The sequence below is a fragment of the Streptomyces sp. NPDC036815 genome (assembly GCF_055609205.1).
In genome coordinates this window covers 22889-43680 of record NZ_JBVJPW010000014.1, presented here as the reverse complement: position 1 = coordinate 43680, position 20792 = coordinate 22889, and the positions used below count along the sequence as shown (strand labels likewise).

26 protein-coding genes are annotated in these 20792 nt (G+C 72.8%); 16 read left to right on the top strand and 10 right to left on the bottom strand.

Going from position 1 to position 20792, the window contains the following annotated elements; all coding sequences use genetic code 11:
• Window positions 1-38: 38 nt before the first annotated feature.
• Window positions 39-1358 carry an amidohydrolase gene (locus ACZ69I_RS25955; RefSeq protein WP_470834938.1) on the bottom strand — a complete coding sequence of 440 codons (1320 nt, stop codon included), beginning with the start codon at window positions 1356-1358 and terminating at the stop codon, window positions 39-41.
• A gap of 321 nt (window positions 1359-1679) precedes the next feature.
• Between ACZ69I_RS25955 and ACZ69I_RS25950 the strand changes: the two genes are divergently transcribed.
• From ACZ69I_RS25950 to ACZ69I_RS25940, 3 genes are all read left to right on the top strand, one after another.
• Window positions 1680-1910, top strand: coding sequence for a chaplin (locus ACZ69I_RS25950; protein ID WP_467673646.1), 231 nt, complete (start codon window positions 1680-1682; stop codon window positions 1908-1910).
• Between the two features lie 195 nt (window positions 1911-2105).
• Entirely contained in the window at window positions 2106-3176 is a 1071-nt protein-coding gene (locus ACZ69I_RS25945; RefSeq protein WP_470834937.1) for a hypothetical protein, read from the top strand.
• A 2-nt stretch (window positions 3177-3178) separates the two neighbouring features.
• A complete protein-coding gene (locus ACZ69I_RS25940) occupies window positions 3179-4288 on the top strand; it encodes a hypothetical protein (RefSeq protein WP_470834936.1) in 1110 nt (369 codons plus the stop codon).
• 199 nt (window positions 4289-4487) lie between these two features.
• Here ACZ69I_RS25940 and ACZ69I_RS25935 read toward each other — a convergent pair whose 3' ends face one another.
• Together ACZ69I_RS25935 and ACZ69I_RS25930 are read right to left on the bottom strand one after the other, a co-directional pair.
• A complete protein-coding gene (locus ACZ69I_RS25935; RefSeq protein WP_470834934.1) occupies window positions 4488-5348 on the bottom strand; it encodes an oxidoreductase in 861 nt (286 codons plus the stop codon).
• Entirely contained in the window at window positions 5335-6192 is an 858-nt protein-coding gene (locus tag ACZ69I_RS25930; protein WP_470834933.1) for a helix-turn-helix domain-containing protein, read from the bottom strand. Before ACZ69I_RS25930 ends, ACZ69I_RS25935 begins: the two co-directional genes overlap by 14 nt.
• Window positions 6193-6355: 163 nt before the next feature.
• Between ACZ69I_RS25930 and ACZ69I_RS25925 the strand changes: the two genes are divergently transcribed.
• Entirely contained in the window at window positions 6356-6745 is a 390-nt protein-coding gene (locus ACZ69I_RS25925; RefSeq protein WP_470834931.1) for a VOC family protein, read from the top strand.
• Window positions 6746-6786: 41 nt separating this feature from the next.
• On the opposite strand, the gene ACZ69I_RS25920 is transcribed toward ACZ69I_RS25925, so the two are convergent.
• From ACZ69I_RS25920 to ACZ69I_RS25910, 3 genes are all read right to left on the bottom strand, one after another.
• Complete coding sequence (locus ACZ69I_RS25920) at window positions 6787-7530, bottom strand: GntR family transcriptional regulator (protein ID WP_470834930.1); 744 nt, start codon at window positions 7528-7530, stop codon at window positions 6787-6789.
• 69 nt (window positions 7531-7599) lie between these two features.
• Entirely contained in the window at window positions 7600-7956 is a 357-nt protein-coding gene (locus ACZ69I_RS25915; RefSeq protein ID WP_467673632.1) for a VOC family protein, read from the bottom strand.
• Between the two features lie 184 nt (window positions 7957-8140).
• Window positions 8141-8218 (bottom strand): 50S ribosomal protein bL37, encoded by a 78-nt coding sequence (locus tag ACZ69I_RS25910; protein WP_370443954.1) that lies wholly within the window; start codon window positions 8216-8218, stop codon window positions 8141-8143.
• A gap of 160 nt (window positions 8219-8378) precedes the next feature.
• On the opposite strand from ACZ69I_RS25910, the gene ACZ69I_RS25905 reads away from it, so the two are divergent.
• Window positions 8379-9047 carry a phage holin family protein gene (locus tag ACZ69I_RS25905; protein WP_470834929.1) on the top strand — a complete coding sequence of 223 codons (669 nt, stop codon included), beginning with the start codon at window positions 8379-8381 and terminating at the stop codon, window positions 9045-9047.
• Window positions 9048-9075: 28 nt separating this feature from the next.
• Here ACZ69I_RS25905 and ACZ69I_RS25900 read toward each other — a convergent pair whose 3' ends face one another.
• The 3 genes from ACZ69I_RS25900 to ACZ69I_RS25890 are packed head-to-tail and all read right to left on the bottom strand — an operon-like array spanning window position 9076 to window position 11746.
• Complete coding sequence (locus tag ACZ69I_RS25900) at window positions 9076-9603, bottom strand: nucleoside/nucleotide kinase family protein (RefSeq protein ID WP_470834928.1); 528 nt, start codon at window positions 9601-9603, stop codon at window positions 9076-9078.
• Window positions 9604-9657: 54 nt separating this feature from the next.
• Complete coding sequence (locus ACZ69I_RS25895; RefSeq protein ID WP_467673626.1) at window positions 9658-10755, bottom strand: enolase C-terminal domain-like protein; 1098 nt, start codon at window positions 10753-10755, stop codon at window positions 9658-9660.
• A 10-nt stretch (window positions 10756-10765) separates the two neighbouring features.
• On the bottom strand, window positions 10766-11746 hold the full coding sequence (locus ACZ69I_RS25890; RefSeq protein ID WP_467673624.1) for a TIGR03557 family F420-dependent LLM class oxidoreductase: 981 nt from the start codon (window positions 11744-11746) through the stop codon (window positions 10766-10768).
• 205 nt (window positions 11747-11951) lie between these two features.
• Between ACZ69I_RS25890 and ACZ69I_RS25885 the strand changes: the two genes are divergently transcribed.
• A complete protein-coding gene (locus ACZ69I_RS25885; RefSeq protein ID WP_470834927.1) occupies window positions 11952-13805 on the top strand; it encodes a transketolase in 1854 nt (617 codons plus the stop codon).
• Between the two features lie 13 nt (window positions 13806-13818).
• Here the strand turns inward: ACZ69I_RS25885 and ACZ69I_RS25880 are convergent, their stop codons facing one another.
• A complete protein-coding gene (locus ACZ69I_RS25880) occupies window positions 13819-14397 on the bottom strand; it encodes a hypothetical protein (RefSeq protein WP_470834925.1) in 579 nt (192 codons plus the stop codon).
• A 290-nt stretch (window positions 14398-14687) separates the two neighbouring features.
• On the opposite strand from ACZ69I_RS25880, the gene ligD reads away from it, so the two are divergent.
• From ligD to ACZ69I_RS25830, 10 genes are all read left to right on the top strand, one after another.
• Entirely contained in the window at window positions 14688-15608 is a 921-nt protein-coding gene (ligD, locus tag ACZ69I_RS25875; protein ID WP_470834924.1) for a non-homologous end-joining DNA ligase, read from the top strand.
• 80 nt (window positions 15609-15688) lie between these two features.
• Window positions 15689-16078, top strand: coding sequence for a gas vesicle protein GvpO (locus ACZ69I_RS25870; RefSeq protein WP_467673616.1), 390 nt, complete (start codon window positions 15689-15691; stop codon window positions 16076-16078).
• A gap of 116 nt (window positions 16079-16194) precedes the next feature.
• Window positions 16195-16626, top strand: a complete 432-nt coding sequence (locus tag ACZ69I_RS25865) for a gas vesicle structural protein GvpA (protein ID WP_467673614.1) — start codon at window positions 16195-16197, stop codon at window positions 16624-16626.
• Window positions 16623-17363 carry a GvpL/GvpF family gas vesicle protein gene (locus ACZ69I_RS25860; protein WP_470834922.1) on the top strand — a complete coding sequence of 247 codons (741 nt, stop codon included), beginning with the start codon at window positions 16623-16625 and terminating at the stop codon, window positions 17361-17363. The genes ACZ69I_RS25865 and ACZ69I_RS25860 overlap by 4 nt, the downstream gene beginning before the upstream one ends.
• A gap of 23 nt (window positions 17364-17386) precedes the next feature.
• Complete coding sequence (locus tag ACZ69I_RS25855; RefSeq protein ID WP_467673609.1) at window positions 17387-17626, top strand: gas vesicle protein GvpG; 240 nt, start codon at window positions 17387-17389, stop codon at window positions 17624-17626.
• 2 nt (window positions 17627-17628) lie between these two features.
• Window positions 17629-18282, top strand: a complete 654-nt coding sequence (locus ACZ69I_RS25850) for a DNA primase (RefSeq protein ID WP_470834921.1) — start codon at window positions 17629-17631, stop codon at window positions 18280-18282.
• Window positions 18275-19399, top strand: coding sequence for an SRPBCC family protein (locus ACZ69I_RS25845; RefSeq protein ID WP_470834920.1), 1125 nt, complete (start codon window positions 18275-18277; stop codon window positions 19397-19399). Before ACZ69I_RS25850 ends, ACZ69I_RS25845 begins: the two co-directional genes overlap by 8 nt.
• Window positions 19396-19758, top strand: coding sequence for a gas vesicle protein (locus tag ACZ69I_RS25840; protein ID WP_467673603.1), 363 nt, complete (start codon window positions 19396-19398; stop codon window positions 19756-19758). The genes ACZ69I_RS25845 and ACZ69I_RS25840 overlap by 4 nt, the downstream gene beginning before the upstream one ends.
• Window positions 19739-20605 carry a GvpL/GvpF family gas vesicle protein gene (locus ACZ69I_RS25835; protein WP_470834919.1) on the top strand — a complete coding sequence of 289 codons (867 nt, stop codon included), beginning with the start codon at window positions 19739-19741 and terminating at the stop codon, window positions 20603-20605. Before ACZ69I_RS25840 ends, ACZ69I_RS25835 begins: the two co-directional genes overlap by 20 nt.
• Entirely contained in the window at window positions 20602-20790 is a 189-nt protein-coding gene (locus ACZ69I_RS25830) for a gas vesicle protein (RefSeq protein ID WP_361733827.1), read from the top strand. The genes ACZ69I_RS25835 and ACZ69I_RS25830 overlap by 4 nt, the downstream gene beginning before the upstream one ends.
• The last annotated feature ends 2 nt before the right edge of the window (window positions 20791-20792 follow it).

Genomic DNA, 20792 nt, shown 5'->3' with positions numbered 1-20792 from the left:
TGGCCTCGCACCTCCGTCGACCGGGTGGCGCGCGGGCGTCACACCAGTTCGCCGTCGCGTGCCACGACCCGGCCGCCGCGCACCACCAGATCCCGCTGCGGCAGGTCGACGACCGCCTGCGGCAGGCCTTCACCGCGTACGAGGAGGAAGTCGGCCGGGGCGCCCGGCGTGAGGTCGGCGTGGTCGAGGCCCATGACGTCCGCGCCGCCGTGGGCGCCCACGCGGTAGCAGTCGGCCAGCTCCTCGTCGAGGCGGACGTCGGTGACCCAGCCCAGGATGTGCGCGCGGTGGAGCATGTCCGCGTTGCCGAACGGGCTCCACGCGTCGCGCACGCCGTCGGAGCCGAGCCCGACGCGCACCCCGTGCTCGCGCAGCTTCGCGATCGGCAGGACCAGCGACTCGTTCGGCGCGACCGTCGTCAGGGAGATGTCCTGCTCGCCCAGGTCGGCCGCCATCCTGCCCAGTTCGGTGTCGGACAGCTGCGGCAGGCAGAAGACGTGGCTGACCGTGACCTTGCCGCGCAGCGAGAGCGCGCGGGTGCGCTCGATGACCGCCCGCAGGACCTTCGTGCCCTTCTCGTCGCGGTCGTGGAGGTGGATGTCCACGCCGAGGCCGTGCCGGTCCGCGAGGCCGAAGACCAGATCGAGCTGCTCCTCCATCGCGTGGTCGAAGCTGATCGGGTCGATGCCGCCGATGAGGTCGACGAGACCGGAACGGGCGGCCTCCTCCAAGAGCTCGGTGGTGCCGGGCGTCCGGACCACGCCGTGCTGCGGGAACGCCACGATCTGCACGTCAAGCGCGTGCCGGAGCCGGTCCCGCGCGTGGGCGACGCCTTCGAGCCCCGCCAGGTCGTAGGCGGGGGCCACGTCCGCGTGGGCGCGCATCGCCCGGGTGCCGCGGGTCACGGCGTGCGCCATCAGACCGTGGGCGCGCTCGCCGACCGGCCGCGCCTGGCTCTTGAACAGCTCCACGTCCTGGGCGCAGTAGTCGGCGATCCCGCTCGCCGGTCTCCGCGTCACCCAGGGCCCGCCCCACGTCGTCTTGTCGGGGTGGATGTGCGCGTCCACGAGCGAGGGCAGCGCGACGCGGCCGCCGCACTCGACGACCTCGGCGCCCTCGGGCGCGGGCCGGTCCGAGATCCGGCCGTCGACCACCGTGAGGTCCACGGGGCGCCGCACGCCGAGCGGGCGGACGTCGCGGAACACCACGGCCCTGGGACGGCGGCGGTCACCGGACCCGCGGGCGGCCGCGGCGTCCGGCGCCAGGGCGGCTCCGGTACCGGCGAGCGCGGCGGCACCGGTGAGCACACCGCGGCGGGTGAGCCCGGAAGGGGGTGGCGGAGTGTTCTCGACGCACATCGGGCGACTCCTGGGGGAGGGGAGGAGAGAGGGAACGGAGGGGGCGCGTCCGCCAGTTTGTATACCAAGTGGGGAGGTGGGTGCAAGGGTCGGTGAGGTCGATGCAGGAAAGAGCGGTGAATTGTCTGGGTGGCGCGGCGAGGGTCAGCTCTGCGGTATACAACTCGCTAGCTTGCGCGTCGGGGCCCGCCCGCCCGTCCACCGCACCGGTGTCGACCGAGTGGACCGCGGGGCGTGACCTCGTGGCGGTTGTGGCGTTAGCGATCTTGTTCGCGGCTTTCCGCCCGGATCCGTCTTCTGTAAGGAGTCTCGATGAAGCCCATGATCAAGATTGGTATCGCCGCCGCCGCTGCCTGTGCCGCCGTGCTCGGTGCCACCGGTGTGGCCGCCGCCGACGCCGGTGCTTCGGGCGCGGCCCAGAACTCGCCCGGCGTTATCTCCGGCAACGTCATCCAGGTCCCGGTGCACGTCCCGGTCAACGTCTGCGGCAACAGCATCGACATCGTCGGCCTGCTCAACCCGGCCTTCGGCAACACCTGCGTCAACGACTGACAGAGGTCTCGCGGTTTCCTGTGCCGTGACAGGCCGGGTCGCTTTCCGGTTCTTCCCCTCCGGACGGGCGGCCCGGCCCTCGCGTTTCCGGCGGCGCCCGCCGCGCGGCGCCTTTGGCCAAACGGCCGTGCGACGTCTGTTCACCTCGGGAGCATGCCCATATGCTGAGCGGCCTTCGCGGACTGGGGAGGTCCCGTGAACGGTCTCCGTGCGCTTGTCGTCTGCCTGGTGATCGCGTCTGCCGCGCTGGTGTCGCCGGTCGCGGCGCCTGCTTCGACACCCGTCCCGGCGCCGGGCTGGGCGGCGCTCACCGTCCCCGCCGCGGCCCCGCCCGTGACCGTGTCCGATCTCGCCGCACGCGGACCCGGCGAGGCGTGGGCCACCGGGTTCGAGCAGGTCCCCGACGGGCTGCGGCCGATGCTGTACCGGTGGGACGGCAAGGCGTGGAGCCGGGACGCCACGTTCCCCGGCGCCGGTGAGCCGGGGTGGCTCGGCACGGTGCAGTTCGTCGGCAAGGAGATGTGGGTCCTGCACAACCGCGCGGGGCAGGGCGAGATCCTGCGCCGCTCGGCGACGGGCGCGTGGAGCGCGATCCCGCTGCCGCGGACCCTGTGGACCTACCAGGACTTCACCGCCGTACCGGGCGCCGCGTGGGTGGTCGGCGAGGACGACACCGGGCTGAAGGTGCTGCACTACGACGGTTCCGGCTGGACCACGCAGTCCACCCCGGACGGCGTGCTGTACCTGATGGGGATCACCGCGCGTACCGCCACCGACGTCTGGGCCTGGGCGGACACCACCACCGGGACCACCATCCTGCGCTGGGACGGCACGGCGTGGCGGGACGGCGAGGTGCCGCTGCCGCCCAACAGCAACGTGCACACGACCCTGCTCGAACCCTCGGGACGGGTCACCATCGGCGGCAGCCAGTACACCGACGGCGTGGGCCGAACCTACCTGATGACCTTCAACGGGCATGCCTGGCGCACCACTTACCCCCCGCTGGGCGACACCTACACCGAGGGCATGGTGCGCGGACCGGACGGCGCGCTGTGGCTGCCGGTGCGCAGCGACCGCGCGTTCCAGTCGAAGTACGCACGCGTGGACGGCTCCCGCACCACCTTCTCGTACGGCCCGGAGCGCGCGAACGCGATCGACGTCAAACCGCGTGAGCTGACGAGGGCCGGGTCCGCGCTGCTCTCCTTCGGCACCGTCGAGATCTACGGCTCCAAACCGAACCTGATGAGCGAGCGGCTGGGAGGCTGACCATGGCACGCAGACTTCTCGTCGCGGCCCTCGCCGCCGTCCTGACCCTGGTGGCCGTGATGGCCGCGGCCGCGGCGGAGACCCGCTCCTGGCAGCACGTTCCGGTCCCGGCCGAAGTGCGTCCGCAGGCCGGGCTCAGCGAGGCCGTGGCGTTCGGTCCCGACCGGGCGTGGGCCGTCGGCGCCGACGCGGTCGGCCGCGAGGCGCCGGGCTTCCCGCTGTTGCTGCGCTGGGACGGCACCGCCTGGCAGCGCCAGAAACTGCCCGGGTCCGGCTGGCAGGGGGAACTGGTGTCGATCGCCGCGACCTCGCCCACCGCCGTCTGGGCGGCGGGCCGTGACGCGTCGGGCGGCGCCCACCTGCTCCGCTTCGACGGCAAGGCCTGGCAGGAGAGCCGCCCGCCGAGCGGTGTCGTGCCGACCAAGGTCGTCGCGGGCGGCGGCGAGACCTGGCTGATGGGGACGCGGGAGGGCGCGCAGGTCCTGCTGCGCAGGGACGGCCGCGGCTGGCGGGACCTGCCGGTGCCGCCGGGAGCCGTGTACGGACTGCACGTCCTGGCGCCCGACGACGCCTGGGCCGCGGGCGCGACCGGATCGGGTGCGGCCGTCTCGCACTGGAACGGCCAGGCGTGGCAGCAGACGATCGTGGACGGATTCCCCCGGGCGACCGTGACCAGCGTCCTGGCGACCTCGCCGACGGAGGTGTGGGCGGGCGGCACGGCCGGCTTCGTCGGCGGCCCGGTGGGCAAGCCGATCCCGCCCCTCCTCGTCCGCTGGGACGGGCAGTCGTGGAGCCGGGTGGCCATGCCCACCGACTTCGGCGCGGTCACCTCGATGGCGCCTGCCGCGAACGGCAAGCTCGGCTGGATCTCGGTGGCCCGCTCGCTGAAGTGGGGCCCGCCGGGCAGCTATCCCCCACTGGTCCCCGGGCCGGACTTCCTCTCCTGGAACGGAGAGTCGTTCACCGGGTACAGCGAGCCGGAGGTGGCCGGGGAGGGCGACTCCGCGCTGCTGCGCCTCGCGCCCGTGCCGGGTACGGAGACGGTGTGGGCGGTCGGCCGCGCCGCCGGGCCGGAGGGAGCGTTCGCGCCGCGCGTCCTGCGGTTCGACTGAGAGCCTGTCTTTGAACCCCCGTCGTCCGCGCGGAGCGCGGGCGCAGCGGCGTCCGGTGCGTGCGATCGGTGTGCGGAGTCCGAGGTCATGTGGCGGAGCCACCTGTCCTTGGACTCCGTGCGCCGAGCGTGCGTGCCGGGCGTCGGGGCGCAGGCGGGGGTTCAAAGACAGGCTCTGAGGGCGATCGGTACGGGCGCCGTCAGCTCGCGGCCCGCTCCGAGGGGAAGTCGGTGCTGAGAGTGACCTCCCGCCAGTCGGCGAAGGTGGTTCTGAGGGCGTCGAGTTTGGCGGTGGCGAGGTCGTACGCGGCCTTGCCGAGCAGCAGGCGCGGCGGTGGCTGTTCGGACGTGACGGCGTCGATGACGGCTCGGGCGGCGCGTGCCGGATCTCCCGGCTGGTGGCCGTAGGTGGCCAGGGTGCCTGCGCGCCGAGCGCCCGCCGTGGGCGCGTAGTCGTCGATGGTGGCGGCGGACTGGCGCATCGAGGGCCCGGACCAGTTGGTGCGGAACGCGGCGGGTTCGACGATCGTCACCTTGATGCCCAGGGGGGCGACTTCGGCGGCGAGCGACTCGGAGAGGCCTTCCACGGCGAACTTGGTGGCGTGGTAGTAGCCGGTGGCGCCGAAGCCGAGCAGGCCGCCGAGTGAGGAGATGTTCACGATGTGGCCGGCACGGCGGGCCCGCATGCCCGGCAGGACGGCTCTGGTGGTGGCGGCCAGGCCGAAGACGTTGGTGTCGAACAGATCGCGGATCTCGTCGTCCTCGCCCTCTTCGACGGCGGCGAGGTAGCCGTAACCGGCGTTGTTGACCAGGACGTCGATCTTTCCGAAGGCGGCCTGTGCCCGGGTGACCGCGGCCGCGATCTGCCGGGAGTCGGTGACGTCCAGGGGCAGCGCGAGGGCGCGCTCGCCGTGGCCGGAGATCACGTCGGCGACCGTGCGAGGGTCTCGCGCGGTCACCACCGCCTGCCAGCCGCGCTCCAGTACGGCGGTGGCCAGTGCCCGGCCCAGGCCGGAGGAGCAGCCGGTGATGAACCAGACCGGTACGTCAGGGGAGGTCATGTCGGGTGTGCCCTTCGTTCGTCGTGGCGTGGGAATCGGTGCGGGGGAAATCGCCGAGCAGGGCCAGCGACCGCTCGTCGGCGGTGCCGGGCTCGGCCCGGTAGACGACGAGGTGCTGGCCGGGGGCGCTGTTGACGGAGAAGGTCTCGAAGCCGAGGGTGAGGTCGCCGGCCAGCGGATGGTGGAAGCGCTTCGTCGAGGCCGTCTTGGCGCGCACCTCGTGGCGCGCCCACATCCGTGCGAAGTCGGGGCTGCGTACGGACAGTTCGCCCACCAGCTCCCGCAGCCGCTGATCGTCCGTGGCGGGGTTGGCGGCTCGCAGCGCGGCCACACACCCCTGCGCGACGACGGCCCAGTCGCGGTAGAAGTCGTGGGCGTTCGGGTTGAGGAACAGGGCCGTGATCAGGTTGGTGTCGCTGCCGAGCCACGAGAAGAGGGCCTCTCCGAGCGAGTTGACGGCCAGCAGGTCGAGGTACCGGCCGTAGACCAGAGCCGGTGTGTCCGCCCACGTGTCGAGCAGGGCCACCAGCTGCGGGCCCGCGTACTCCCGGGCGGGCCCCGAACGCCGGGAGCGTGGGGGATCGACCAGCGCGCGCAGGTAGGCGGCTTCTTCGTCCTCCAGGAGCAGGGCGGCCGCCAGGGCGCGCAGGACCTGGGGCGAGGGGTTGCGTTCGCGGCCCTGTTCCAGCCGCACGTAGTAGTCGGTGCTCACCCCGGCGAGGACCGCGATCTCCTCACGTCGCAGACCGGGAGTTCGGCGGGCTCCCGCGGGCATCTCGTGGTCCTCGGGGCGCACCAGAGCGCGCCGGGCCCGCAGGAAGTCACTCAGCCGATTCGTGTGCATGGCCACCAACGTAGGGGGACGAGGCGCGGAGAAGGTGGCCCTGTCACACCCACCCGGACGCCCTCGTCGCGCGCGTTCCCAACCGGTCAGGAACGGAGAAGCCGCGGTGGAAACGTCGGCTATAGCGTGACGTCATCCACCTGGAGCACCTCAAGGAGAAGTCATGCCGTTGCAGATGAACACCGTGATGCTGGGCGTCGAGGACCTGAACCGGGCCAAGAAGTTCTACGTCGAAGGACTGGGGGCCGAGCTCGACCAGGACTTCCCCGGGTTCGTGAAGCTCGGCCTGGGGCCGGACTCCTCGATGCTGGCGCTCTACGAGTGGGAGGCGGCCGCGAAGGACGCCGGAGTGCCTTCCGAAGGGTCCGGGTTCCGTGGCGTCTCGCTGCACTTCGTCACCGACTCGCGGGACGAGGTGGACGAGACCCTGCAGGCGGCGGAGGCCGCCGGCGCCACCGTGGTGAAGGCCGCGGCCGCCTCCGAGTGGGGCGGGTACTTCGGCTACTTCAGCGACCCCGACGGCCACCTGTGGAAGGTCGCCACCAGCGCGTGACGTCGGGTCCCGCTCGGGCCCGACCGCTCGGGCCCGACCGCTCAGGCCCGCCCGCCCTCGCCCCGGTCCTCGTCGCCCTCCTCGAAGAGCGACTTCAGGGCCACGGCCTGGCTGTCCCGCACATGGAGCAGCGTGCTCGCCGCCGCCGTGTCCTCGTCGCCCGCCGCGATCTGCCGGTAGATGAGCCGGTGCTGGGCCCGCATGTGGTCCGGCTCGGCCCGCAGGCCGAACAGGAGCTGGAGCTGCCAGCTCAGCTGCTCCATCGTGCGGGCGAGCAGCGGGTTGCCGGAGAGGGCGACGATGCCCTCGTGGAACGCGGTGTGCGCGGCCACCTCGCGCGCGCCGTCGTCCGCGTCGGACGCCCGGTCCGCGTGGCCGAGGGCGGCCCGCAGCGCGGCGAGGCCCGGTGGCTCCTCGGGCGCGCTGTGCGCCACCCGGCGCGCGGAGAGCCGGGACGCCTGTACGGCGAGGGGCTCCCACACCTCGTACAGGTGGCGCACGTCGGCACGCCCCAGGCGGCGGACCCGGACGCCGCTGTGCGGCAGGAGTTCGAGCAGGCCCTCGGCGACCAGGGAGCGCAGCGCCTCGCGGACGGGGACACGGGACATCCGCAGCTCCTCGGCGACCTCCCGCTCCACCAGGCGTGCGCCGAGGGCGTAGCGGCGGTCGACGATGCGCTGCCGTACGGCCTCGCGGGCCCGGGCGCTCAGCGACGTCCGTTCGGCGCCGCTCGCCGTGCGGTCCGCCGCGCCGTCCGCAGAGCCGCTCGCCGTACTGCCCGCCACGTGCACCGTCCTTGGTTCGCTCCGGGCCCGCGGCCCGGGGGACGCCTGCCCCGCCGTGGAGGATACGGGTCAGCTGCCGGCGGCGCGGCGGTCCACGTACTCGAAGACGGCGCCGTCGGGGTGCATCGCGATGAGGTTGCGGCCCACGGGCGTCGGCACCGGGCCCGCGATGACCCGCGCGCCGGAGGCGGTCAGGACGGCGAAGGCCTCGTCGACGTCCTTCACCGCGATGGTCGCCGCGACCTTGCGGAGCACTTCCAGCTCCTCTTCCGGGCCGCTCATCAGCAGGAAGCAGCCGATCGCCGCGACGGACACGCCGCCGCGCTCGAAGCGCAGGGCCGTGCTGCCCGCCAGCCGTTCGTAGAACGCGACCGAGGACTCCAGATCCTCGACGCAGATCCGCAGCGTGGTTCCCAGGATCTCCATGATTGGAACGCCCTCACCTCTCTGGCCTGCCACCGGCTCCGCAACGATTTCATGATTGCCCGCTGGCCCGCCACCGTCTCCGGCGAGAAGCTCTCCCGGCTGCGGCCCGGTCAACTCGCGTACGCCACAAGCACGTCGGAGGGCGGCACCGTACGGTGCCGCCCTCCGGTGGTCGAGTCCGCCGTCAGGACTGGGGACGGCTGCCGTGGTTCGCGCCGTTCTTGCGGCGGGCCTTCTTCTTGCGACGTCGCTTCGAGGACATGGATACCTCCGTGGTTCCGATGGTGCTTCCCGGGTGCGAACCCGGGCGATCATGCGCCGCCTACCCCGGCGGGCACCTCGTCATGGCGTGGCCTGTGTCACGTACGGGCGGCGGGTGCGAGCTGCCGTTAAGCGTCCGTGGGTCCGGGTACCCGGGCGCCATGACTGGCCCAGACGAACCACTGACCGTCCCCGAGAAGCCCGTGAGCGGCCCCGGCACACCGCTGACCGACCCCGGGAAGCCGTTGGGCGGCCTCGACAGGGCTCTGACCGACGAACTGGTCCGGGCGATCCGCGCCGAGCTGCGGGAGGAGCTGCGCGAGCAGACCAGGAAGCAGCGGCGCAAGGCCACGCTGTACGCCGCGTCCGGCGCCGCGGCCCTCTACGCGGGCGCCGCCGTCGCGCTCGCCCTCGGCCTCGTCGTCGACCTCGGCCTGCCCGCCTGGGCGGCGGCCCTCATCGTGGGCGCCGTGCTCGGTGCGGCGGCGGTTCTGCTGCGCGGCGCCGCACGGTCGGGGAGCGGCCGGGACGCCGGGGCTCCGGCGGCCGGAGCGCTTCCGGGGGCGGGCGGCAGCGGGCTCACGGCCCCTGGTGGAGCCTCGGCTCCGGGCGGAACTCCGGCTCCGGGCGGAGTCTCGGCCCCCGGCGGAACTCCGGCCCCCGGCGCAACCCCGGCCCCCGACGGGCTCGCCGCCCCCGGTGGACCCACTCCGCCCGGCCGCCCCGGCGTGCCCGCACCCCCGCCCATGCCGCCCACCGCGCCCGCCCCCGGCCCCGCCGAAAGTGCGAGCACCCCCGACCCTGAAGCGCCCTCCCGCCGGGACGGATGAGCCGCACTGCCCCGCCACTCGCGCCCCCTCACTCCCACCCCGTCACCCGCACCACCTCCGCCGCGATCTCCCGTAGACCGCGGGCATCCGTGGCGATGCGGTGGGTGCCGGGGGCCACGTGGTCGTCCAGATGGCGGGCCATGTACGCGCTGCGGCTCAGCTGCTGTGCGAGCTCCGAGCCCACCTCGCGTGCGGTGAGCCGCTGCTCGGCCGTGGCGTCCGTCGCGGTCAGCAGTACGCGGATGATGCGCGGCCCCTCCATCGCGTTCGCGAACAGGTGCTCCTCGGAGGGAAGGACGCTCGCCGTGTTCGTGTAGACGAGCCGGCGGCAGCCGAGCGCCCGGTAGTTGGCCCAGACGGCCGCGAGATTGCGCTCCGTGATCCGTGAGCGGTCCGGGTCACCCGGCGGTGCGGGGTGGACCGCGTCCAGGAGGTCGCCCTCGATCAGGGCGTGGCCGATGTCCGCGGCCCGCAGCCGCGCCGCGACCTCCCGGCCGACCGACGACTTGCCGACGCCGGACCGGCCCCCGATGAGCAGCACCTCGACGTTGTCCATGGCGCGAGCCTGGCAGGAAGCCCCCGCCTCGCGCGATCGGAATTACGGCGGCCCTCACACCACCCGGAACTCCGCCACCTCGTCCGTACGCAGCTGCAGCCCGTGTCCGATGCCGCAGCCCGGACGGACCACGCCCCCCGTCGGGTCGAGCGCGCCGTCGAAGAACATCGACTCGATCCGCACGTGGTCGTGGAACCACTCGATGTGCCGCAGATTCGGCACGCACGCGGCGACCGCGGCATGCGCGTGCGGCGCGCGGTGCGCCGAGAGCTCCAGGCCGTGTGCCTGCGCGAGCGCCGCCGCGCGCAGCCACTCCGTGAGACCGCCGCAGCGCGTCGCGTCCACCTGGAGGCAGTCCACGGAGGGGATCATGCGGCTGAAGTACGGCAGGTCGTACCCGTACCCGCCCGCCGTCACGTCGCACACCAGCGCGTCCCTGACCTGCGCGAGCCCGCGCAGGTCGTCCGACGACACCGGCTCCTCGAACCAGCCGACGCCGTACTCGGCGAGCACCCTGCCCACGCGTACCGCCTGCTTGCGCGTGTAGCCGCCGTTCGCGTCGACGTACAGCTCGGCCTGCGGGCCGATCACGTCGCGCGCGGTGCGGACCCGGGACACGTCGCGGCCGGCCGCCCTGCCCCACCCCTCGCCGACCTTGATCTTGACGCGGGGGATGTGCTGCCCGTGCACCCAGCCGTTCAGCTGCGCCGCCAGATGCGTGTCGTGGTACGTCGTGAAGCCGCCGCTCCCGTAGACGGGAACCTCGTCGCGGGCCGCCCCGAGGAGCCGTACGAGAGGCAGCTCGAGGAGCCGGGCCTTCAGGTCCCACAGGGCGATGTCGACCGCGGAGATCGCGCACGCGGCGACGCCGGGGCGGCCGGTGTCGCGGACCGCCTTCGCCATCGCGTCGTGCGCGGCGGGGATGTCGAGGGCGTCAAGTCCCCTGATCGCGGGCGTGAGCTGTTCTTCGACGAGGGCGGCCGTGGCGGCGGGGGCATAGGTCCAGCCGGTCCCCGTCGCGTCGCCCGCGGTGATCTCGACGACGATGACGGTCGTGGTGTCCCAGGCGAAGGTGCCGTCGGCCTCAGGGCCGTCCGCGGGCACCGTGTAGGCGGAGACGGCGGGCCGTTCGAGGGAGACTTCGTGCTTCATCGCATCGTTCCTAGGTCGTGGGGGAGGCGGGCGCCGCGTCCTGGATCCGCGGCAGCACCTTGGTGCGGTAGAAGTCGAAGAAGCCCCGCTGGTCCGGGCCGATCTGGCTCACGTACACCCGGTCGAACCCGGCGTCGGCGAACGCGGTGAGCGCCCCCACGTGTTCGTCGGCGTCGGCGCCGCACGTGAAGGACGAGGCGGCCATCTCGTCGGTGACCAGCGGTCCCAGCTGCTCGAAGTGGCGCGGTGTCGGCAGGATCTGGCCCGCCTCGCCGGGCAGCAGTTGACTGCCCCACAGCTCGCGCGCCCGGCGCGCCGCCGCCTCGCGGTCGAGGCCGTAGCAGACCTTGAGGCCACCGCTGACGGGCTTTCCGCCCCCGCCGCCCTTGCGGTAGTGGGAGACGAGCGTCTCGTCGGGCGCCATCGTGACGAAGCCGTCGCCGACGCGGGCCGCGAGCGCGGTGGCCTTGGGGCCGAAGCCGGAGATGTCGATCGGGACGGGCTCGTCCGGCACCGTGTACAGGCGGGCGTTCTCGACCGTGTAGTGCGTGCCGCGGTGGCTGACCTCCTCGCCGGTGAAGAGGTTCCGCATCACCTGGACCGCCTCCTCCAGCATCTCGAGGCGGACGTGGACGGGTGGCCAGGAACCGCCCAGGATGTGTTCGTTGAGCGCCTCGCCCGTGCCGACGCCGAGCCGGAAGCGCCCGTCCGTCATGACCGCGCTCGTCGCCGCGGCCTGCGCCACGACCGCCGGGTGCAGGCGCACGGTCGGGCAGGTCACCGCCGTCTGCACGGGCAGGGACACCGCCTCGGCGAGCGCGCCGATCACCGACCATACGAAGGGGCTCTCGCCCTGCGCCGCGTTCCACGGGTGGAAGTGGTCGGAGATCCACAGCGCCTGGAACCCGGCCTGCTCGGCCATGCGGGCCTGTTCGAGGAGTTCGGCGGGGCCGAACTCCTCGGTCGACAGGAAGTATCCGTACTCGGGCATGGGGGTGCACCTCCGGAACGGCGTGCGGAGCTGGACGGATACGACTGCGGGTAACCCCGGCGCGCGGCGGCAAACGGCGCCGGAGCGGTGTTCACCCGCCCGGCACCGGAGTTTGGCGTCCGCCGCACAGGGGCACGCGGGGGGTCCCTGCCCACCGGGCCGAGGCCGGGCGGACCGCAGCACCCGCAGTCCAAGGAGGACCCTCATGTCCAGCAGCAACGAACAACTGGACGCTCTCGCACGGCAGTTGCGCGTCGATTCGGTCCGGGCCGCGGCCGTCGCGGGCTCCGGGCACCCCACCTCGTCGATGTCCGCCGCGGACCTCATGGCGGTGCTCATCGGCCGCCACCTCCACTACGACTTCGAGCGCCCCGACCACCCCGGCAACGACCGTTTCATCCTCTCCAAGGGCCACGCGTCGCCGCTGCTGTACGCCGCGTACAAGGCGGCGGGGGCACTCACCGACGACGAGCTGCTCACCTTCCGCGAGCAGGGCAGCCGCCTCGAAGGGCACCCCACGCCGCGCACCCTGCCCTGGGTCGAGGTCGCCACCGGATCGCTGGGGCAGGGGCTGCCCGTCGGCGTCGGCATGGCGCTGTCCGGCAAGCGCCTCGACCGGATCCCGTTCCGGGTCTGGGTGCTGTGCGGCGACAGCGAGCTCGCGGAGGGCTCCGTCTGGGAGGCCGCCGAGCACGCCGGGTACGAGCACCTGGACAACCTCACCGCGATCGTCGACGTCAACCGCCTCGGCCAGCGAGGACCGACCCGCCACGAGTGGCAGCTGAGCGCCTACGCCGACCGCTTCAAGGCCTTCGGCTGGCACGTCGTGGAGACCGACGGGCACGACGTCGACGCCGTCGACCGCGCCTGCCGGGAAGCGCGCTCCACCGCCGGGCGGCCCACCGTGATCCTCGCCCGCACCGTCAAGGGCAGGGGCGTCGCCGCCGTGGAGAACCGCGAGGGCCTGCACGGCAAGCCGCTGCCGGACGCCGACGCGGCCGTCGAGGAGCTCGGCGGCGTGGGTGACGTGCGCGTGGAGGTGCGCAGGCCGGCCGCCGCGCGGACCACGCACGCGGTGCCCAGCGGCCACCTCGAACTGCCGCGCTACGAGAAGGGCGAGGCCGTCGCGACCCGGGACGCGTACGGCCGGGCGCTCACCGCGCTCGGCACCGCGCGCGGCGACGTGGTGGCCCTGGACGGCGAGGTCGGCGACTCGACCCGCACCGAGTACTTCGCCAAGGAGCACCCCGACCGGTTCTTCGAGTGCTACATCGCCGAGCAGCAACTCGTCGCCGCCGCCGTGGGGTTGGCGGCGCGCGGCTGGGTGCCGTACGCGTCGACGTTCGCGGCGTTCCTGACCCGCGCGCACGATTTCGTACGGATGGCCGCCGTCAGCGGCGCCGAGATCAACCTCGTCGGCTCGCACGCGGGCGTCGCGATCGGCCAGGACGGCCCCTCCCAGATGGGCCTCGAGGACCTGGCGCTCTTCCGTGCGGTGCACGGCTCCACGGTCCTCTACCCGTGCGACGCCCACCAGACGGGGCAGCTCGTCGCGGCGATGGCCGGACTCGACGGGATCTCCTACCTGCGTACGTCGCGGGGCGCGGCGCCCGTCATCTACGGGCCCGACGAGGAGTTCCCGGTCGGCGGCTCGAAGGTGCTGCGCTCCAGCGACGCGGACCGGCTGACCGTGGTGGCCGCGGGCGTGACCGTGCACGAGGCGCTGGCCGCCGCGGAGTCGCTCGACCGCGAGGGCATCCCCGTACGCGTCGTCGACCTGTACTCCGTCAAGCCCGTCGACCGCGACACCCTGCGCGAGGCGGCCGAGCGAACCGGCTGCCTGCTGACCGTCGAGGACCACCGCGAACAGGGCGGCCTCGGCGACGCGGTCCTCGACGCGTTCACCGACGGCAGGCCGGTGCCGCGGCTCGTGCGGCTCGCGGTGCGGGGCATGCCGGGCTCGGCCTCGCCCGCGGAGCAGCTGCACGCCGCGGGCATCGACGCCGAGTCGATCGCGGCCGCGGCGCGGCTCCTGGTGGAGGAGGGGGTGGTGCGCTGAGCGCGGCTTGCGCTCAGCGGCGCCGGGCCGGCCTGAACCAGGTGTTGGCCGCGGGACGGAACATCAGCACCGTCGCGGTGAGCACGACGGCGAGGAACAGCACCCGCGCGCCGCCGACCAGGACGTCGAGGGCCCCCGCGTCCCGGAAGGCGTCGCCGATCGCCGTCCGGTGGACGGCGGCCGCCACCAGGGGCACCGTGCCGAGCGCGCCGAGTCCGCAGGCCAGCGCCGGACGCGCCCAACCGGCGCCGCGGCGCATCCGCACCGCGACGAGGACGGCCGCCGCGAGCACGGCCATGCGCAGCGGCACGCCCCACGCGAACCCGTCGGTGACCCCGTACGGGGAAGAGCCCGCCCCGGCGACGGCGAGCACCGTCTCGAAGACGCCCGCGGCGACCGCCGTGAGCCACAGCGCGAAGGCCGCCCTGACGACGCCCGGCGCCGGTGGCTCGTCGCCGCCCGGCAGCACGCGGGCCAGTGGCCACGGCTCGTGCGAGCGGGGCCGGGGCCTGGGGCTCCGGGGCAGCTCGGAGCGGGGCGTGGAACCGCGCGGCGCGGCGGAGGCGTGGGTGGCGTCGGAGCGGTGCGTCATGGCGTGCCTCACAGAGCGGTAGCGGGTCGGCTGGTGGGGCCGATGGCCCCGACGGGTCGTACGGCGCCCCGGGCCCGGTGACCCCGGCCGTCTCGATCCTCGTGGCTCGGGCGCCGCCGCGCACGCCCGTCGGCCCCCCACTTCCCGGTGGTGCCAGCCACCCTCCCCACCAGGGTGAACACCACCTGACCGGGCGGGCACGCCCCACCGTGGACGACTACCGGGGGCGGCCCCGGGTACCCGCCGGTGACGTCGGAACCGGCGAAGCGCAGCGAGGCGAAGGGAGCCCCATGAACGACGTACGGACGGTGCGGGCCGGCCGCCGAACCGTAGAGCTGCACCGACCGCGAAAGGTCCTCTTCCCGCGCCGCGACGGCGACGGCGGTCACACGAAACAGGACCTCTTCGACTACTACCGGGCCGTCGCCCCCTTCATGCTGCCCCACCTGCGCGGCCGTCCCCTGATGCTGGAGCGCCACCCGGACGGTGTCGGCGGCCCCCGGTTCATGCAGAAGGACACCCCGGACCACTATCCGGACTGGATCACCCGGGCCGAGGTGCCCAAGGAGGGCGGCACGGTCACGCACACCGTGTGCGACGACACCGCGACGCTCCTCTTCCTGGCCGACCAGGCCTGCGTCACCCTGCACCGCTGGCTCTCGCGCACGGGGCGGGTCGAGCTCCCGGACCGGATGGTGTTCGACCTCGACCCCGCGAAGGACGACTTCGCCGCCGTGCGGGACGCGGCCCGGCTGCTCGGTGAGCTGCTCGACCACATGGGGCTGCCGTCCGCCCTGATGACGACGGGCTCGCGCGGACTCCACGTCGTCGTACCCCTCAACGGCCGCCACGACTTCGACGACGTGCGCGCCTTCGCCAGGGACGTCGCGGAGACCCTCGCGGCCGCCCACCCCGAGCGGCTCACCACGGCCGCCCGCAAGCAGGCGCGCGGCGACCGGCTCTACCTCGACGTGCAGCGCAACGCGTACGCGCAGACCGCCGTCGCCCCCTTCTCGGTGCGGTCCGCGCCGGGCGCCCCGGTGGCCGTACCGCTCGCGTGGCAGCAGCTCGACGACCCGGCCGTGCACGCCCGCCGCTGGACCATCGACGATGCCGTGGAGCAGGCGCGCACGGACCCGTGGGCCGACGTCATGCGGGCGGGGCGCGCGCTCGGACCGGCCCGCCGCAAGCTGCGGGCGCTGCGTGGCTGAGCGTCCCGGGAGGCCCGGAGGGATACGCAGCGATCACGTTTGGCCAAGGCTCAGCGGGTAACTCGGTGGAGGAGGTGAACATGGCCAATACGACGCGTAAGACGACAGACAGCAAGACATCAGGCGAAAAGGCATCGGAGCGGAAGGCGCCGGAGGCCGAGGCCGAGAAGTCCGGGGCGTCGGACGGCGGCGGAAGCGCGCAGCCGGGCCCCATGGTCGTTCTCCGCGGCGCCCGCGAGCAGCTCGCCGAGCTGACCGGCATGACGCCCGAATCGGTGTCGTCCTTCGAGCGCACCGAGGACGGCTGGCTGTTGGAGATCGAGGTCCTCGAACTGGCCCGTGTCCCCGACACCATGAGCCTCCTCGCGAGCTACGAGGTGCAGCTGGACCCGCAGGGCGAGCTCACGGGCTACCGAAGGCTCCGCCGCTACGAGCGCGGACGCTCGGAACCCCGCGGCACCGGCGGCTAGACCGCCGCCTCCCGCGCACCCCCGGAATCCGGACGAAAGACCCGGCAGAGAGACCGGACGAGAAAGCAGAGATCCAGAGCCAAGACCCCAGCACGACCCAAGGAGGCAGAGTCGGCATGACCGTAGTCCCGGCACAACAGTCCGGCGGCGGAGGCGGCACGAGTGGCCTGTACGACGTCGTGGAGCTCATCCTCGACCGAGGACTCGTCATCGACGCCTTCGTACGCGTATCGCTCGTCGGCATCGAGATCCTGAAGGTCGATGTCCGTGTCGTCGTCGCGAGCGTCGACACCTATCTCAGGTTCGCCGAGGCCTGTAACCGCCTCGACCTGGAAACCGGACAGAAGAAGGACCCCGGGCTGCCCGGCCTCGTGGGTGAGATCACGGAGTCGGGCGCCAAGGGCAAGTCCAAGGGCGCGCTCTCCGGAGCGGCCGAGACCATATCGGACGCCTTCAAGCAGTCCCGGGACGAAGGCCAGCGTGAGAGCGAGGAGCGGCCGCGGGCCCGACGCTCCACCACGTCCCGCCGGAAGGAGGAGAAGGAGTGACCACGTACGTCTACGGCATCGCGAGCAGCTCCCACCCGGCGCTGCCGGACGGCATGGAGGGCATCGGCCGGCCGGCCTGCCCCGTGCGCGTCCTGAAGAACGGCGACCTCGCCGCCATCGTGAGCGACGCTCCCGAGGACCTCAAGCCGAAGCGGCGCGATCTGCTCGCGCACCAGAACGTCCTGTCGGAGGCCGGTGCCGCGGGCTCCGTGCTCCCGATGCGGTTCGGCAGCCTCGCCCCGGACGACGAGACCGTCGTGTCCGTCCTCGGGGAGCGCGCCGAGCACTACGTCGAGCGGCTGCACGCCCTCGACGGCAGGGTCGAGTACAACGTGAAGGCGACCCACAACGAAGAGGCCGTACTGCACCAGGTGCTCGCCGACAACCCGGAACTGCGCGCCATGGTCGAGGCCAACCAGCGCCAGGGCGGCGGCAGTCACGAACAGAAGCTGCAGCTCGGCGAGATGATCACGTCCAGCGTGCGGGCCCGCGAGACGACCGACGCCCACGCGGTGCGGCGCGCGCTCGAACCGGCCGCCGAAGCGGTCGGCGACGGCCCCGAGGGCACCGGCTGGCTGGCGAACATCTCGTTCCTGGTCAACCGCAAGTCCTCGGAGGGCTTCCTCGCCGCTGTCGAGGAACTCAAGTCCGCCCAGCCCCACCTGGAGCTGCGGGTGCACGGCCCGCTGCCCCCGTACAGCTTCGTCGACCCGGGGCCGGCCGAGCCCTCGGAGTGACGAGTGACGCAGGGACGTGACGCATGGGACTCATCGGTGAACTGCTGATGCTTCCTCTGGCCCCGGCCCGTGGCTCCCTCTGGGTGCTGCGGCAGGTGGTCGACGAGGCGGAGCGGCAGTACTACGACCCCTCGGCGATCCGTCGTGAACTCTCCCGCCTCGAGGAACTCCTGGAGGCGGGAGAGATCGACGAGGCCGAGTTCGAACGGCACGAGGACGAGCTCCTCGACCGACTGCAGCACAGCACAGGACGGGAATTCTGAGAATGAACCGAATGGCAGTGGGCCTCGCCGTGGGCGCGGGATACGTCCTCGGACGCACGAAGAAGGCGAAGTTCGCGTTCGCCGTCGGCACGATGGTGGCCGGCAAGCGGCTCAACCTGAGCCCCAAGGCGCTGGGCCAGTTGGTGACCCAGCAGCTGGAGAACAACCCGCAGTTCAAGGAGATCGGCGACCAGCTGCGCCAGGATCTGCGGGGCGTGGGCAAGGCTGCCACGGGTTCGCTGCTCAACCGGCAGCTCGAAGGCCTCGCCGACCGTCTGCACGACCGCACCCTCGGCGTCCAGGACCGCATCTCCGGTGTGGTTCCCGACGACGAAGAGGAGCGCGAGACCGGGACCGAGGACTCCTCGGACGACGAGGGCCGTCGGGACGACCAGGACGACCGGGACGACGAGGAGAAGGACGCGGAGTCCGAGCGGTCCGAGCCGCGCAGGAAGGCCCCCGCCAAGCGGTCCGCCCCGAAGACGGACGCGAAGTCCGCCCCGAAGGCGGCGAAGAAGACCGCGGCCAAGAAGGCCCCGGCGAAGAAGACCGCGCGGAACACGGCCCGCAACACGACCAGCAACACTGGCAAGACCGCCCAGAAGAAGTCCACCGCGGCGGCCCGCAGGGCGAAGGGAGGCAGCGACCATGGCTGAATCACCCCTCAGCAACATCGCGCGCGGCCCGGCCGTCGACCGTCTGAAGGAAGAGGCGCAGGCCTACCTCATGGCGCAGGCCGAGCGCATGCTCGTGGGCGTCGGACACCGGCTCGGTGACGCCACCGTCAAGCTGAACGACATAGCGGAGGGCAACAGCCCCGGCTTCGGCAAGCTCGCGGCGCAGGCGGGCAAGAAGGTCGCCGAGGGCAAGGGCCCGGTGCGCAGCGCGCTGGAACTCGGCGGCGGCCACCTGAAGGACAAGGTCACCGACGCCGTCAAGGGCCTCGGCGGCAAGCGGAAGAAGGGCGGTGCCGGCCAGAAGCCCACCGTCATCCTGGAGTACGTCGACGTCGGCGTCCCGCTCCGCGAGGCCTACGACCAGTGGACGCAGTACCAGGAGTTCTCCACCTTCGCCAAGGGCGTCAAGGGCGCCACCGTGGCGAACGACACGGAGTCCGACTGGAAGCTCAAGGTCTTCTGGTCCAACCGGAGTTGGAAGGCGCACACCACCGAACAGGTGCCGGACCAGCGGATCAGCTGGACGTCGGAGGGCGCCAAGGGCACGACCAAGGGCGTCGTCACCTTCCACGCGCTCGCCGAGAACCTCACCCGGGTGCTGCTCGTCATCGAGTACTACCCGAAGGGCCTCTTCGAGAAGACCGGCAACATCTGGCGCGCCCAGGGCCGCAGGGCCCGGCTCGACCTCAAGCACTTCGCCCGGCACATCACGCTGCGCGGCGAGGCGAGCGACGGCTGGCGCGGCGAGATCCGTGACGGCGAGGTCGTCCGCAGCCACGAGGACGCGGTGGCCGAGGAGGAGGACGAGCAGGCGCGCCAGGACGAGGTCGAGGCCGGCACGGACGGAGAGGACGAGCCGGAGGCCGAGTACGAGGAGGAGGCCGAGGGCGACGAGGAGGAGACCGGCCGCGACGACGAACCGGCCGAGGAGTACGAGGACGAGGACGAGCCCGAGGAAGAACTCGAGGACGAGCCCGAGGCCGAGTACGACGAAGAGGACGAGCCGGCCGAGGAGTACGAGGACGAGGCCGACGCCGACGAGGAGAAGCAGCGTGAGTACGCCGAGTCGGCCGGCGGCGGACGGGACCGTCGATGACGGCCTCTCCGGGCGGCGGACTGCCTGGCCCCTACGGCAGCAACGGCGGTGGGGCCAACCTCGCCGACATCCTCGAACGTGTCCTGGACAAGGGCATCGTCATCGCGGGTGACATCAAGATCAACCTGCTCGACATCGAACTCCTCACCATCAAGCTCCGCCTCATCGTCGCCTCCATCGACAAGGCCAAGGAGATGGGCATCGACTGGTGGGAGGACGACCCGGCGCTCTCCACGGGGGCGCGCCGCGCCGAGCTCTCCCGGGAGAACGCCGAACTGAGGCAGCGTCTGGCAGAACTGGAGGACAGGCAATCCCTGGAGCCGGCCGAGAAGGAGAACGATGAACGCCGTCAACGATGATCCGTACGGTGACGGTCCGCAGTACGACGGTCCGCACCACGACGGCCCGCACCACGACGACCTGCGTTACGTCTACGCGGTCTGCCGTCCGCTCGCCGCACCGCTCGCCGCCGACCTCACGGGGGTCGGCGGCGTCCCGCCCCGCCAGCTCACCCACGCGGGCCTGGTCGCCATGGTCGGCCCGGTGCCGGAGCGGGACTTCGCGGAGGAGCCGCTGCGTGCCCACCTCGAGGACCTGGACTGGCTCTCCGAGACGGCCCGCGCGCACCAGCGGGTGATCGACGCGCTCACCTCCGTGACCTGCCCGCTGCCGCTGCGGCTCGCGACCGTCTTCCGGGACGACAGCGGGGTGCGCGCGATGCTGGAGGACGGGGCGGAGCGTTTCCACCGCGTCCTGGAGCGGATCGACGGGCGCGTGGAGTGGGGTGTGAAGGTCCACATGGAGAGCGAGGGGTCCGCCGCACCGCAGGCTGCCGCCGAGACGCCGCGGCCGAGCGGCCCCGGCAGCGGACGCGACTACCTGCGCCGGCGGCGCAGTCAGCGGACGGCCCAGGAGGAGAGCTGGCAGCGGGCCGAGGCCTTCGCGCGGGAGCTGCACGAGACGCTCTCGCGGCGGGCCGACGACTCCCGGCTGCACGCGCCGCAGAACACGGAGCTGTCCCGCACGCCGGGCCGCAACGTCCTCAACGCGGCCTACCTCGTGTCCCGCGCGGACTCCGAGGAGTTCGTCGAGCTGGTGGACCGCACCAAGGACGAGGACGGGGGGACGGGCCGCCTGCGGGTCGAACTGACCGGGCCGTGGGCCGCGTACTCCTTCACCGGCGATGAAAAGGAACGTGCCGAATGACCGTCGTCGAGCGCCGGGAAATAGCCCTCGTCGACCTGCTCGACCGGCTGCTCGCGGGTGGCGTCGTCATCGCGGGCGACATCACCCTGCGGATCGCGGACGTCGACCTCGTACGCATCGATCTGAACGCGCTGATCAGCTCGGTGAACGAACGCGTGCCCGCGCCGTGGCCGGAGACGGAGTGAAC